The organism is Pseudomonas sp. R15(2017), from assembly GCF_002112685.1.
Classification (GTDB): Bacteria; Pseudomonadota; Gammaproteobacteria; order Pseudomonadales; family Pseudomonadaceae; genus Aquipseudomonas; species Aquipseudomonas glycinae.
This window is the reverse complement of record NZ_NEII01000007.1, coordinates 20,858-33,994: the sequence shown is the minus strand read 5'-3', so window position 1 is coordinate 33,994 and position 13,137 is coordinate 20,858. Positions and strand designations below refer to the sequence as shown.

The 13,137-nt window shown below is 61.7% G+C and carries 11 protein-coding genes; 1 reads left to right on the top strand and 10 read right to left on the bottom strand.

Features of this window, described 5'->3' with window-relative positions; all coding sequences use genetic code 11:
- Positions 1-6 precede the first annotated feature (6 nt).
- The 10 genes from CAF77_RS15440 to CAF77_RS15395 are packed head-to-tail and all read right to left on the bottom strand — an operon-like array spanning position 7 to position 11,011.
- Entirely contained in the window at positions 7-1,143 is a 1,137-nt protein-coding gene (locus tag CAF77_RS15440; RefSeq protein WP_064378933.1) for a glycosyltransferase, read from the bottom strand.
- The gene (locus tag CAF77_RS15435; RefSeq protein WP_064378934.1) at positions 1,136-2,104 is read right to left on the bottom strand and encodes a glycosyltransferase; all 969 of its coding nucleotides are present in this window, start codon (positions 2,102-2,104) and stop codon (positions 1,136-1,138) included. Before CAF77_RS15435 ends, CAF77_RS15440 begins: the two co-directional genes overlap by 8 nt.
- Positions 2,101-3,471 carry an O-antigen ligase gene (locus tag CAF77_RS15430; protein ID WP_064378935.1) on the bottom strand — a complete coding sequence of 457 codons (1,371 nt, stop codon included), beginning with the start codon at positions 3,469-3,471 and terminating at the stop codon, positions 2,101-2,103. Before CAF77_RS15430 ends, CAF77_RS15435 begins: the two co-directional genes overlap by 4 nt.
- On the bottom strand, positions 3,468-4,520 hold the full coding sequence (locus CAF77_RS15425; RefSeq protein WP_371915556.1) for a glycosyltransferase family 4 protein: 1,053 nt from the start codon (positions 4,518-4,520) through the stop codon (positions 3,468-3,470). Before CAF77_RS15425 ends, CAF77_RS15430 begins: the two co-directional genes overlap by 4 nt.
- Positions 4,521-4,555: 35 nt before the next feature.
- Entirely contained in the window at positions 4,556-6,148 is a 1,593-nt protein-coding gene (locus CAF77_RS15420; protein WP_064378937.1) for a Wzz/FepE/Etk N-terminal domain-containing protein, read from the bottom strand.
- A 17-nt stretch (positions 6,149-6,165) separates the two neighbouring features.
- Entirely contained in the window at positions 6,166-7,191 is a 1,026-nt protein-coding gene (locus CAF77_RS15415; protein ID WP_064378938.1) for a polysaccharide biosynthesis/export family protein, read from the bottom strand.
- 21 nt (positions 7,192-7,212) lie between these two features.
- Entirely contained in the window at positions 7,213-7,860 is a 648-nt protein-coding gene (locus CAF77_RS15410; protein ID WP_011333467.1) for a CpsD/CapB family tyrosine-protein kinase, read from the bottom strand.
- Positions 7,860-8,606, bottom strand: a complete 747-nt coding sequence (locus tag CAF77_RS15405) for a sugar transferase (protein WP_064378939.1) — start codon at positions 8,604-8,606, stop codon at positions 7,860-7,862. Before CAF77_RS15405 ends, CAF77_RS15410 begins: the two co-directional genes overlap by 1 nt.
- Before the next feature lie 18 nt (positions 8,607-8,624).
- Positions 8,625-9,662, bottom strand: a complete 1,038-nt coding sequence (locus CAF77_RS15400) for an NAD-dependent epimerase (protein WP_064378940.1) — start codon at positions 9,660-9,662, stop codon at positions 8,625-8,627.
- Positions 9,659-11,011 carry a UDP-glucose/GDP-mannose dehydrogenase family protein gene (locus tag CAF77_RS15395; protein WP_064378941.1) on the bottom strand — a complete coding sequence of 451 codons (1,353 nt, stop codon included), beginning with the start codon at positions 11,009-11,011 and terminating at the stop codon, positions 9,659-9,661. The genes CAF77_RS15400 and CAF77_RS15395 overlap by 4 nt, the downstream gene beginning before the upstream one ends.
- Before the next feature lie 391 nt (positions 11,012-11,402).
- On the opposite strand from CAF77_RS15395, the gene CAF77_RS15390 reads away from it, so the two are divergent.
- Complete coding sequence (locus tag CAF77_RS15390; RefSeq protein ID WP_085655710.1) at positions 11,403-13,100, top strand: sulfatase-like hydrolase/transferase; 1,698 nt, start codon at positions 11,403-11,405, stop codon at positions 13,098-13,100.
- Positions 13,101-13,137: the final 37 nt, after the last annotated feature.

Sequence of the window (13,137 nt, the reverse complement as noted above, 5' to 3'; positions counted from 1 at the left end):
TCCCTCTCAACGGTTTTGGTCAGGGTTCCATTGGGCATAACGCTGGCCGCGCAGGAACTGCCACAGGCCGATGCTCATGCCCGCCAGTGTCACCAGCAGGAACGCCGCGAGGCGGAACGGCTTGGGCAAGCGGTGCTGCGAATCCAGCAGACCGGCAATCGCAATGGCGTAGCCGAGCAGTTGCGCGATCAGGCTCAGGCGATAGAAACCGTGGTCTTCCCACAGCCAGAAATTGCTCAGCAGCAGCGGCAGCAACAGGATCGGCGCCAGACGGCGGATCAGCTTGTGGCTGATCAACGCAATCGAATACAGCCCATGCTTGAACGGATTCAGCAGTTCACTGCGTTGCGCCAGGCTTTGCAGGCCGCCGACCGTGACCCGCTGGCGCCGGCGGAATTGCTTGTCCGCTTCGTCGACGCCGTGGTCGATCACTTGCGCTTCGGGCACGTAGACGATGCGTTTGAATTTCACTGGCGCGCAGGTGCTGATGAAAAAGTCGTCATTGACCTCGGCCGGCACGTTCTCGAACAGTTCGCGGCGCAGGGCGAGCAGGGCGCCGTCGGCGGAGACCATGCAGCCGGTACGGTTCTCGACCCGGCGCAACCAGCCCTCGTAGTGCCGATAAAGGCTGTCGCCAATGCTCAGTCCGCCGCCGGTGACCGGAATCACCATGTGTCCGGCGCAGGCGCCGACCTGTGGGTCGCTCAGGGGCGCCAGCAGGTAGCCGAGGGTTTCCCGCGACCATTGGTTGTCAGCGTCGGTGAACACCAGAATGTCGCCCGTGGCCAGCGCCGCGCCGGCATTCAGGGTGGCGGCCTTGCCCTGGCGAGGCAGGTCGAGCACGGTGATTCGCGGGTCGACGACCTTGTGTGCGCAGGCCACGGTGGCGTCGGTGGAACCGTCGCTGGCCAGAATGATTTGCAGGGTCGCCGGCTGATAATCCTGGGACAGCAGCGAGCGCAGCTTGTGTTCGATGTGCCGTGCTTCATTGTGGGCGGCAATGACGATGCTGACGTTCAGCGGCGGTGCCGGGCTGTGGCGCCACGCCGGAAACAGTGGCGCCAGCAGCGTCAGCAGCAGTGGATAGCCGACATAGGCGTACGCCGGCAGCAGCAGGCACATCCAGAAAATGAATTCAGCCACGGGCAGGCCTCCTGGCGTTCCAATGACACAGACTGAGAATGAACGCCGCGCCCGCCAGGTGCAGGCGCACCCAGTGCAGGCCCCACAGTTGCAGGGTCAGGCAGACGTTGCGGTGCTTGGCGCTCTGACGCACGCTGAGCACCAGCCCCGGCACCAGCGTGAGCATCACCATGATCGCGGCGTGATGGGGGAAACCGTCGAGCAGGGCGGAAATCGCCAGGAAATCGAGAATCCAGACGAAGATCGACAGCATCGGAAACCGCAACAGGCGCAGGCTGAAACCATGGCTGCGTAGCAGTTGCAGGTGACTGCCCTGGCGCCACAGTTCCTTGCCCATCCACTCGCGCCAGTTCATTTCGTAACCCCAGTGCAGGGCCACACTTTCATTGATCGACAGCAGCCGCGCGCCGTGCTCGCGCAGGCGCAGGGTGAATTCCTTGTCTTCGCCGGTGCGCAGGGTTTCGTTGAAACCGCCGACCTTGTCGAACCAGCGCCGGCGCATCAGCAGGTTGGCGCTGGGCAGCCAGTCGACGACATGGCTGGTGTGGGTGGTCGGGCGCAAGGTCCGGCGCTGCCAGGCAGCGGCGTACCACGGCGCGGCGGCGGGGGTGTGCAGATCGAGACCGAAGACATCGGCCTGGCCGCTGGCTTCGATGTCGAACAATGGACGCAACCAGTCTTCCGGCATTTCGATGTCGGCATCGATGAACGCCAGCCATTCCCCGGTGGCAATGGCTGTGCCGCGATTGCGCAGCGCACCGATCAGCAGGCCTGGCATCACCAGCACATGGGCGCCGAACTGCCGGGCAATCTGCGGTCCTTCGTCACTCGATCCGTTGTCCACTACGATCAGTTCACACTCGACATCCGCCGCGTGCGCCGCTTTTTGCGCGGCCAGCAAGGTGCGGCCAATGTGCCGGGCCTCGTTGTACATCGGGATGACGATACTGATCCGGCTCATGCTTTAGCCTCCGTCATCGGCGCCTGCTCGGCTTTCAGGCGCAAGACGCTGGTCATGGCGAGCATGATCCACAGGTATTTCTGGTTCGGCGCGCTGAGGAACATCAGAAACAGCGTCAGTGACAGAAAACTCACCCCCAGGTGGGTCATCAGATCTGCCTGTTGCCAGTTGCGCCGCAGCATCCATTCCTTGCGTGCGCGCATCAGGTTGTACAGGCCCAGCGCGAGCATGCCGACGAACATAAGGCCGGCAGGAACCCCCAGCTCACTGAAGATTTCCAGGTAGGTGTTATGCGCCCGGCGATACAGGTCGCCGATCTTGCGGTTGGCGGAAAACGCTTTGGCGTAACCGGTGGTGGCGTAGTGCAGCGGGAAGGTGCCGGGGCCGGAGCCGAGCAGCGGGTTCTCGCGGATCATCTGGCCGCCGACCACGATGTATGAGGCACGGCGACCGAGGGATTCGTCGTTGTGCCCCTTGGCGCCGGCGCTCAACACGCTGAGGGACTGGATACGCGCGATGTAACCGGCAGGCATCGCATAGATCGCCAGCGGAATCACGATCGCCGCGCCGAGCATGGCAAAGCCGAGGTGACGTGGACGAATCCGCGCCAGTTGAGCGCGGTAGTGCCAGCAACCGATCACCAGACTCAAGGCCAGCACCACCAGCCCGGAACGCGATTCGGTCTTGGTCATGCCGCCGAGCAACAGCAGGCAGCAACCGCCCCAGAACAGCCGATGCAAGAGGTTCGGGCTGCGGATCACCAGCAGCAGCCCCAGCGGAATGGCGAACGCGATGAGCAGGGCGAAAGCGTTGGGGTCTTCGAGCAGGCCGGCGGCGCGGCCCTGATCCTGGAATTTGGTGGAGAACATGGCCATGGCGCAGGTCGTGCTGACGGCCAGGGTCACCAGCCGGGCGAACAGGTCGAGGTTCAGCTCGCGGCCGATCAGCAGGGTGATGACGAACAGAATCAGGCCGACGCTGATTTCCCGCAGATGACCGAGCGACATGCCCATATCGTCAGTGTTGAGCAGGCTGAGAAAGTACAGGGTCATGAAGGCGATCAGAAAGCGCCAGATATTGCTGCGCAGGCGATCCGAGGGAATCTGGTGCATCGCCAGTTGCAGCATCAGGATCAGGGCCAGCGAAGCACCGATCAGTTTGCTGCCGGACAGCGAACTGTCCTTGAAGAAACCCTCGAACGGTACCAAGGCGGCAATGCCGAGCAGGCCCCAGGTCGGTTTGCGGTACAACACCGCGAACCCCACCAGACCGAGCACTGCACCCGGCGCGAGGTAGGGCCAGGGACTGGCCAGCAGAGCAATGCAGGCCAGACCCAACAGACTGACGATCGAGAGCGGGAAAATCATGCGCGTGCCTCCCGTGCCGTGCGGATGTACAGCTGCGACCAGCGTTCGGCGAGGGCCTTGAGGTCGTAGCGGTCCTGTTGCGTGCGTTTTGCGTTATCGCGCAGTTGCCGTGCCAGTCCGGGCTCGGACAGCAAGGTGTCGAGCTGACGGGCGAGGGCGGCGCTGTCGGTGGGGGCGGCGAGCAAGCCGTTGTGGCGGTGCTCCAGCACATCGGGAATTCCGCCGACGCCGAATGCCACCACCGGCACCCCGGCCTGCATCGCTTCCAGCAGAATCATCGGCGTGCCCTCGGTGCGCGAGCTGATCACCAGTGCATCGAGTTGCTGCCACCAGTGACGCATGTCGGTCTGGTAACCCGGCAACCGGATGCGCCGCTGCAAACCGGCGGCGTCGATCCGCGCCTGCAAGTCTTCGCGTTCCGGGCCGTCGCCGAGCATCACCGCGTCGAGTTGCGAGTGCTGATGACACAGCGGGATCAGTGCGTCGAGAAACAGATCCGGGCCTTTCTCACTGCTCAAGCGTCCGACGTAACCGGCGAGCCAGCGGGGTCCTGGCGCGTCGCAAGGAAAGGCGGCCGCCGCCGGCAATCCGTTGGGGATCACTTGCAACTTTTCCGCACGCACGCTGGCCTGACGGTGCAGCACCGCGATGCTTTCGGCGACGCACACCACCCGATCCACCGACGCGGTGCGGCACAGTTGCAGGCTCAGCCAGGTGTAGAACTTTTGCTTGCGGCTGCGCGGGGTGAAGCCGTGTTGGGTGATCACCAGCGGCAGGCGCAACAGCGTGGCGCCGACCCAGCCGAACAACAGGCCCTTGAAATTGTGAGTGTTGATCAACGGACGTTCACCGCGCCGCTGACGCAAGTGCCGCAGCAGGGCAGCCAGCCCTGCGCAGCCTTGTGCGTCGACACCGGCCTCGCGAAAGCGCGCGATCAGTTCCGGCGGCGCATCGAGGAACAGCACCTGGTGCTGCCCCGGCGTCGCCAGGCAATGATCGAGCAACATCCGCTCGGCCCCGTAGAAGCCACCGCTGCTGAGCAAATGCATGATCGGCAGGGCGGCGTTCGGGGCGGACGGCGTGTTCAATTGCGCACCCAGTGCACAAAGCTCGGCACGGTCCAGTTCTTGTGCGGGTTGCTCGGCTGCGCGTTCTGGTCGTTGATCACCAGCAGCACCGGCAGGCCCAGCTCGTGGCTGATTTGCGCCGGGTGTTTGAAGCGGTGGTCGAAGAACTCACGCACGTAGACCAGTGCAATCGCCAGCAGCAGACCGGTGAACAACCCGAACGGAATGATCAGCATCGGTTTGGGGAACGCCGCTTCGGTCGGCTCGAACGGCGGGCTCAACACCCGGGCGTTGGACAGGTCATCGCTCAGCGAGCGGGTGGTGCTGCTTTCAGCAAAACGCTGGGCGTAGGTCGAGAACGCGGCGTGCAGGGCATCGATTTCGGTGTCCATCTGCCGCAGCTTGCTCTGGGTTTGCTGCAGCTCGTGGATGCGGTTCTTGAACTCGGCGATGCGCGCGGTTTTCTGATCGATCACCTGCTGAACCACCGCCAGATCGTTGGTGCGTTCCTGGATACGGTTGCTCACCACCTTGAGGAACTGCTGGCGGGTGCGGGCAATCTGCTCGCGGGTCAGCAACATCGGTTCGCTGCCGGGCTGGAACACTGCCAGATCGTTCATGTAGCGGCTGACCTGGGTGGTCAGTTGCTCGCCCATCTGTTTGATTTCCCGATCCTCGAACGCCACGTTGTCGACGGTGGTGGTGAAGGTGTAGGGGAAGGTGTAGTCGTTGAGTTTGCTGTTACTGGCGGCGGCCAGCGCGGTCTTGAGGTATTCGAGCCAGCGCTGGCTCTGCAGCAGGCGGTCGCGGTACAGGTTCAGCGCCTGCTCTTCGGTGTTGATCGCGTTGAGGCGGAAGGTGATTTCCTCCTTCGGATCCGACGCGCCGACGCTTTCCAGCAGCGCCTGACGATTGCCTTCCAGTCCATCGAGGCGCACCTGATAGAGATGCTTCTTGGTTTCGTAGAAGGACTGCGGCAGATCGATCGATTGCAGCGCCTGACGGCTCACCAGGTAGTTCTGCAACAGGGCAGCGACGAAAGTCGTGCCTTGATGCGGGTCGGGGAAGCTGTAGACGATCGAGATCACGTTGGAGCCAGGCAGGGTTTCGATCTTCAGGCTGTCGATGGCTTGCTGGGTCAGGGCATCCAGCACAGTGTCGCGCACCGGATCGGTCTCAAGCCCCAGGGCGTTACGCACCGGGTTGATCACGTACTGGCGCAGCGGCGAGCTGATGTAACGCTTGAACGGCTCGCTCACCAGTTTGTTGAACATCCCGGGCGACGGGGTGTATTCGCCCTTGTCACGCAGTTCGCTGATGGTCTGACGGATCAGCGCCGGCGAACGCAGGATGTTGCTCTCGGTTTCCATGTCCGCCAGCGATGGCGGGATGAAGGTGGCGTTGTCCACAGTCAGCGACGTGGTGGCGTCGCCCTGCGACAGTTTTTTCGACTGCACGATCACCTGAGCGGTGATATCGAAGCTCTGTTTGAGCAGCAGCGGCAGCACCAGCGCGATCACTGCGAAGATCAGGAACACTCGTTTCACCAACTGCTTGTTGGCGAAGAAGATCCTGAAGAACTCATGCAGGTAGTTTTCCTTTGGATTCATGATCGGTCACCTGAGAGTCAGTTGTTGTTGCTGTCTTTGTTGTCGACGCGATAGCCGAAGCTGAAGCCCACGCCCTGGAACAGCACCACGTCGGCCAGTTGCCGGGCGAGTTCGCCGGCGCTGGCCAGTTTGGTTTTCGGCACGTACAGCATGTCGTCCGGTTGCAGGTAGGCGATCTGCGGCGCCTCGCCCGACAATGCTTTCTCGACGTCGTAGCGCACGGCCTGCACCTGATTGCCATTGCGGCGCATGATCACCACCGAATCCAGCCGTGCCTTGACGTTGGTGCCGCGCGCCAGGGTCAGCGCCTCCAGCACCGACACCGGCCGGCGGATCGGGTAGGAACCCGGCTGGCCGACCTCGCCCAGCACATAGATTTCATTGCCGGCGGTGGACTTGAGCAGCACGTCCACGGTCATGCGGCCCGGCAGTTGCGCGTACTTCTTGTTGAGGAACGCTTCGAGCTGGTTGACGGTCATGCCTTGCAGTGGCACGGCGCCGATTTCCGGGAAGCTGGCGTAGCCGTCGGTGCCGACGGTGATCTCGCGGCTCATGCCGGTGGCCGGGTGGTTGAGGGCGCTTTTCAGGTTCTGTTCGTTGGTCAGCGGGCTGATGATCTGCACCGTCAACTGATTGCGGTTGGGCTGGAACAGCTGCTTGCGCTGGTAGGCGCGCTGGATTTCCTGGCGCGCTTCTTCGCTGGTCAGCCCGGCGATTTTCACCGACGTGTTGGCGCCTGGCAGTTCGATGGTGCCGTCCGGCAGCACCAACTGGTTGCCATTGAGCTGGCTGGCGGCGGTGAAGTTCAGGCCGATCTGGTCACCCGACTGCACGCGGTAAGCGTCCGAGCCGCTGGTGCTGATGTGGAAGATCACGTCCAGCACATCCTGCGGGCGCAGGGTCTGCTCGACCTTCGGCATGTCGGTGGCCTGGGCGTTGGCCGGCGTGGCGGTGAGAATGTTCACCGGCATGTTCTGGGTTTCGGAGGTGCTCGAGCAGCCTGCAAGCGGCAGCATCAGCAGCACAAGAATCCTGGCGTTCATGGCGTCATCCTTTGCGGTTGCTTACAGGTTTTTGTAGAGCCATTTAGGCATGTAGTACTTGCGTCGGTTGAACACGCTGCCGACCACTTTGGCCCCGGCCTGGGTCAACCGTTGCACGGCTGCCTGGGCAACTTCCCAGCGGGTGTCTTCGGCACGTACCACGAACACCACACCGTCGACCTGGGTGCTGATGACCAGCGTGTCGGCGGCCGAATACACCGCGTCGCCATCGATCACCACAAAGCGGTACTGAGCGCCCAGTTGATCCAGCAGCGGGCTCAGACGCTCGGCAGTCAGGTGTTCAGTAGTGCGGATCGGCCGGCCATTGGGCAGCACATGAAACGGCAGGCTCGACACCTGCACCACGCAGTCCTGCAGCAGCGGCGGGTTGTCCGGGTTGAACAGCAGGTCGCGCAGGCCGCGCTCCTTGCTCAGGTTCAGTTGCTGGGTCAGGTTGCTCGCCGACTGGCTGGCGTCGACGTACAGCACCTGGCCGCTGCTCATCTGCGCCAGTTGACTGGCCAGCGCCAGGGCGCTGGTGGTGGTGCCGGCGCCGGGGTTGGCGGCGGTCAGGAACAGGATCCGCAGATCCAGGTCCAGCACGGTTGAAGTCAGGTTCGACTCGCTGGGGCTGGCAATGCTGAGGCTTTTGTTGGTTGAACCGTCCATTAGCTTGCTCCGTGGCCGCTGAATACTTTGAAGGGGGTTTTCAACAGAATCTTCAGATCAAGCAGAAGGCTCTGCTCGGCGATGTAGCTGAGGTCCAACTCAACGCGCTGGTCGAAGTCGATATTGCTGCGTCCGGAGATCTGCCACAGACCGGTCATGCCGGGGTAGATCGCCAGACGTGCGAGGTGACTGTCCTTGTAGCGATAGGCGTTGAACGAGGTCGGGCGAGGGCCGACCAGGCGCATGTCGCCGGTCACCACGTTGATCAGGTTGGGCAGTTCATCGAGGCTGGTGCGCCGCAAAAAACCGCCGATCCCGGTGATGCGCGGGTCCTGGTCGATCTTGAAGTCGATGGCGTCGGCACCGTGCTTGTTCAGGTGGCGCAGTGACTCCTTGAGCTCTTCGGCGTTGGCGACCATGGTCCGGAACTTGTACATGCCAAATTTGCGCCCGCGATAACCGGTGCGTTTTTGCACGAACATCACCGGGCCCTTGCTGGTGAATTTGATGGCCAGCGCCAGACCGATCAGCAGCGGCGAAATCATCAGCAAAATCATCAGTGCGCCGAGACAGGCGACCACCCGATTGGTGCGCGACAGCTGCCATGGGCGACCGCCGTCGCGACCGGTCATCCAGCCCTGGCCCTGGCGGTGGATGGCCGCGTCCAGGCGCATTCGCTGTTCCGGATCCATGCGTTTATCACGGACCAATTGTTGCATCGGTACACCTTTCTCATGTCCAGTCATGGAGTCCTCCGCTGATGTTCAGCCGCGAGCGGCGCGTGGGCGATAGGCAGTGGGGTAGTAATCGCGGAACCAGGCGATGAACCGCCGAAGTCCCTCATCCAGCTCTATCCGGGGCTGGAACCCGGTGGCCTGGGCCAGATCGCTGGCCTCGGCGCAGGTATTGAGTACGTCGCCCGGTTGCAGCGGCAGCAGCTCGACCACGGCTTTCTGACCGAGGTGTTTTTCCAGTAGGGCGAGGTAGGTTTTCAGCGCCACCGGGTGCTGGCCGCCGATGTTGAACAAGCGCCACGGCGCCATGCTGCTGGCCGGGTCGGGTTGCTCGCGGTTCCACTCGGGATTGGCCCGGGGCGCACGCTCGATCAGGCGTGCGATGCTTTCGATGATGTCGTCGATGTAGGTGAAATCGCGCTGATGCTCGCCGTAGTTGAACAGCTTCAATGGCGAGCCTTCGCTGATCGCCTTGGCGAACTGGATCGGCGACATGTCCGGCCGGCCCCAGGGCCCGTACACCGTGAAAAACCGCAGCCCGGTGCAGGCAATGCCGAACAGGTGGCTGTAGCTGTGCGCCATCAATTCATTGGCTTTCTTGGTCGCGGCGTACAGTGACAGCGGGTGATTGACGCCGTCCTGTACCGAGTAGGGCGTGCGCTGATTGGCGCCGTACACCGAACTGGACGAGGCATAGACCAGGTGCTCGACCGGGTGCCGGCGGCAGCACTCCAGAATGTTCAGGAAACCGTCGAGATTGCTGTCCAGATAGGCCCGTGGATTTTCCAGCGAATAGCGCACCCCGGCCTGCGCCGCGAGGTGCACCACCACTTGCGGCCGTTCACTGCTGAACAGTGCTTCAAGCGCCGACGCGTCTGCCAGATCAATCGTGGCGAACGGGAAGTCCCCGACCTGTCCGCGCACCCAGTCCACCCGATCGTGCTTGAGCTGCGGATCGTAGTAACCGTTGAAATTGTCCAGGCCGATCACCTGATGCCCGTCGCGCACCAGCCGCAGTACGCAATGAGCACCAATGAACCCGGCCGCACCGGTGACGAGGATTTTCATGGCCGCAACCCGTCGGGCGCGATGTGGCGCAGGCCGATACCGCTGTAGTGCAGGCCGGCGGCCGCCACTTGTTCCGGGTTGTAGAGGTTGCGGCCGTCGATGATGACTTTCGAGCGCAGCTTGCTGGCCAGCAGCTCGAAATCCACCACGCGGAAATTCTTCCACTCGGTGCAAATCACCAGGGCGTCGGCATCCTCCAGGGTGTCGTCGCGGGTGGCGCACAGGTGCAGGTCATTGCGGTAACCGTAAAGGCGACGGCACTCGGACATCGCTTCCGGATCATAGGCCTGCACGCTGGCGCCTTCGGCCCACAGCGCTTCCATCAGGTAACGACTCGGGGCTTCACGCATGTCATCGGTGTTCGGCTTGAACGCCAAACCCCAGATCGCGATGGACTTGCCGGCCAGGCCTTGAGGAAATTGCGCCCTGAGTTTGCTGAACAGGATGTGCCGTTGCGCGTCGTTGACGTCGGTGACGCTGCGCAGCAGTTTCAGCGGCATGCCGTTGTGTTCGGCGGTGTGCAGCAGGGCGCGCAGGTCCTTGGGAAAGCACGAGCCACCGAAGCCGCAGCCCGGGTAGATGAAGTGATAGCCGATGCGCGGATCGGAGCCGATGCCCTTGCGCACCGCTTCGATGTCGGCGCCGAGCAGTTCGGTGAGGTTGGCCAGTTCGTTCATGAAACTGATGCGGGTGGCGAGCATCGCGTTGGCCGCGTACTTGGTCAGCTCGGCGCTGCGGTTGTCCATGAACATCAGTTTTTCGTGGTTGCGGCAGAACGGCGCGTACAGCTCGCTCATCTGTTCGCGGGCCAGTTCATCGCGGGTGCCGACGATGATCCGGTCCGGGCGCATGCAGTCGGCGAGGGCGCTGCCTTCCTTGAGAAATTCCGGGTTGGACACTACTCGCACCGCCAGACCATTTTTGCCGCGCCGCTGCAGTTCTTCTTCAGCGGTGTGCAGCACCTGATCCGCCGTGCCGACCGGCACCGTGGATTTGATGATCAGCGTCCGATCGTCTTCCATGAAACTGGCGATCTGCCGCGCCACGTTGAGCACATGGCTGAGGTCGGCGGAGCCGTCTTCGTCGGCCGGCGTGCCCACGGCGATGAAGATCAGCCCGGCACGTTCCACCGCATCGCTGGCCTGGGTGCTGAACAACAAACGCCCGGCCTTGATATTTTCTTCCAAAGTTGCCGAAAGACCCGGCTCGCTAATAGGCGGTACTGCCTGTTGCAGTTGTTTAATCTTGTTCGGGTCAATATCAACGCACAATACGCGATGTCCAACATCGGCAAGTGCGGCTGCTTGTATCAGGCCAACATAGCCCGTACCAAATACGCTCACGTCCATATTGGCGTGCCTCGTAAGACGGTGATGGAAGATCGAAAATGGAACTGTCAAAAGGGGTATAGCGCAGCGTGGGGAAAGCGTGTCAGCAAAATGACATGTTGCAGGGGTATAACACCCCCATTTTTGGGGGCGAAAGGCCATCAAGTGCTTGCTGTAGATGGATTTGTCCCGTTCTTGACGGGTTTTTCACATTCCGAAGAAAACGATAAACGGTCGTAGGCCGCGAAATTCAAGGGTTTTAACGACTTGGGTGTGTCAGATTTGAGTCAACAGTTTTTTGACGCTTTTTGATAATGTCCGACATTTCTTGCGCTTTAATGGCCCGGTGCTAGTGTCAGGTTTTGACCGACAAACCCTTGACAATGCCTCGTCGGACACACCCGGAATCGCCATGTTTCGATATCTGAAAGAACTGCTTTTAATTATTTATCTATTGCTTTATTCAGAATATTACCTTGACCGCTTAAGTGCGATGGGTATTGGTCTGGCAGTACTTCTTTTTGGCGCGATGTTTTTGACGCTGACTTTCGCATTATTACTAACCGCCTATATACGTCAGACTTTCATTCGGCATTTGTTCGCATTAACCCTGTTTGTTTCGGCGGTGTTCTTCGATGTTTATACGAGGGTGACCGCCGATTACCTGACCTATAGCAGTTTTGTCTCGCTGGTTTACTCCGGCGGCTTCATTCAGGAAGCGGCGTATCAGTATCGGGGGGCGATCATTCATGGGCTGCTCAACGGCCTGCTGCTGTTGTTCGGGATTGGCCTGAAGCCACGACACGCGGTCCCGGTGCCCAATGCCTTGCGGATCGCTGCGCCGTTGTGCGGTGTGTTGCTGCTCAGCGCCGTGTTGTTCGTGCGCGCCGGCGAGGGTGCTCGCGGGTTGCCGATCATGTACACGCCGCTGGCCTATCTGAACCTGTTCGGCTACGAAGCGCTGCACAACACCGTCGGCCCGCGTGAGCCGGTGACTCTGGCGCGCATTGGCCCGGCGGTTGGTCACGACATCGTGCTGATCATCGACGAAAGCATTTCCGGCAATTACCTGGACATCAACGCGCCATTCGGTGTGCACAGCAACCTCAAGCAGGTCCGTCCGGGCGTGCAGATCTTCAATTACGGTTACGCGGCGTCCATCGCCAATTGCAGCGCCGACACCAACATCACCCTGCGTTACGGCGGCACCCGCGCCGACTACATGCGCATCAACAGCACGCTGCCGTCGATCTGGCAGTACGCGAAAAAGGCCGGCCTGCGCACGGTCTACATCGACGCTCAGCGCACCGGGGGCAATCTGCAGAACCTGATGAACGATGCGGAAAAAAAGGACATCGACGAATTCGTGCAATTCGACCAGACCAGCGTGCGCGACCGCGACATGGCTGCCGCCGCCAAGCTGATCGAACTGCTCAACGACGGCAAGCCGGAGCTGGTGCTGATCAACAAGGTCGGCGCGCATTTCCCGGTGCACGACAAATACCCCGACGCCTTCATGGCCTACCGCCCGACCTTGCCGCGCGGGCAGTTCACGGAAGTCGCCGACACCGGCGAGCGCACCGGCTTCAACGGCCAGCCGGATGACTGGCTGCTGTATCGCAATGCCTACAAGAACACCGTGCTGTGGAATGTCGGCGAGTTCTTCGCGCGGGTGTTTGCCCAGGCCAATCTGAACAACGCGCTGCTGATCTACACCTCGGATCACGGCCAGGATCTGCACGAACGCGGTAATCCGGGACTGAACACCCACTGCGGCGGCGATCCGGTGGAAGAAGAAGGGCTGGTGCCGCTGGTGGTGATTCAGGGCGAGCAGTTGCAGACGCTCGACTGGTCAGCGCAACTGGCGGTGAACAAGGATCGCTCCAGTCACTACAACATTTTTCCGACCCTGTTGCAGTTGATGGGCTACGACCTGCCGGGAATCGAAGCGGTGTACGGCAAACCGCTGAGCGTGGCGACGGCGGATGCATTCACCTTCAACTACCGCTTCAACGCGCGGCTGGGGGCCAGACCCGAGTGGAAACACATCGACCTGAACAGCATCGTGACGCCGGGTGAAGCGTCGACGAGTGTGGCGGTGGGTCAGTAACGCGCCGGTATCCGCTATCCTTGGCCGACACGGATCG

What these genes read in the sequence shown, in the direction of transcription:
- CAF77_RS15430 (WP_064378935.1), bottom strand. Translation starts at nt 3,471, where the DNA reads ATGATTTTCCCGCTCTCGATCGTCAGTCTGTTGGGTCTGGCCTGCATT.
- CAF77_RS15425 (WP_371915556.1), bottom strand. Translation starts at nt 4,520, where the DNA reads ATGCATTTGCTCAGCAGCGGTGGCTTCTACGGGGCCGAGCGGATGTTG.
- CAF77_RS15400 (WP_064378940.1), bottom strand. Translation starts at nt 9,662, where the DNA reads ATGAAAATCCTCGTCACCGGTGCGGCCGGGTTCATTGGTGCTCATTGC.
- CAF77_RS15410 (WP_011333467.1), bottom strand. Translation starts at nt 7,860, where the DNA reads ATGGACGGTTCAACCAACAAAAGCCTCAGCATTGCCAGCCCCAGCGAG.
- CAF77_RS15435 (WP_064378934.1), bottom strand. Translation starts at nt 2,104, where the DNA reads ATGAGCCGGATCAGTATCGTCATCCCGATGTACAACGAGGCCCGGCAC.
- CAF77_RS15415 (WP_064378938.1), bottom strand. Translation starts at nt 7,191, where the DNA reads ATGAACGCCAGGATTCTTGTGCTGCTGATGCTGCCGCTTGCAGGCTGC.
- CAF77_RS15420 (WP_064378937.1), bottom strand. Translation starts at nt 6,148, where the DNA reads ATGAATCCAAAGGAAAACTACCTGCATGAGTTCTTCAGGATCTTCTTC.
- CAF77_RS15395 (WP_064378941.1), bottom strand. Translation starts at nt 11,011, where the DNA reads ATGGACGTGAGCGTATTTGGTACGGGCTATGTTGGCCTGATACAAGCA.
- CAF77_RS15405 (WP_064378939.1), bottom strand. Translation starts at nt 8,606, where the DNA reads ATGACTGGACATGAGAAAGGTGTACCGATGCAACAATTGGTCCGTGAT.
- CAF77_RS15390 (WP_085655710.1), top strand. Translation starts at nt 11,403, where the DNA reads ATGTTTCGATATCTGAAAGAACTGCTTTTAATTATTTATCTATTGCTT.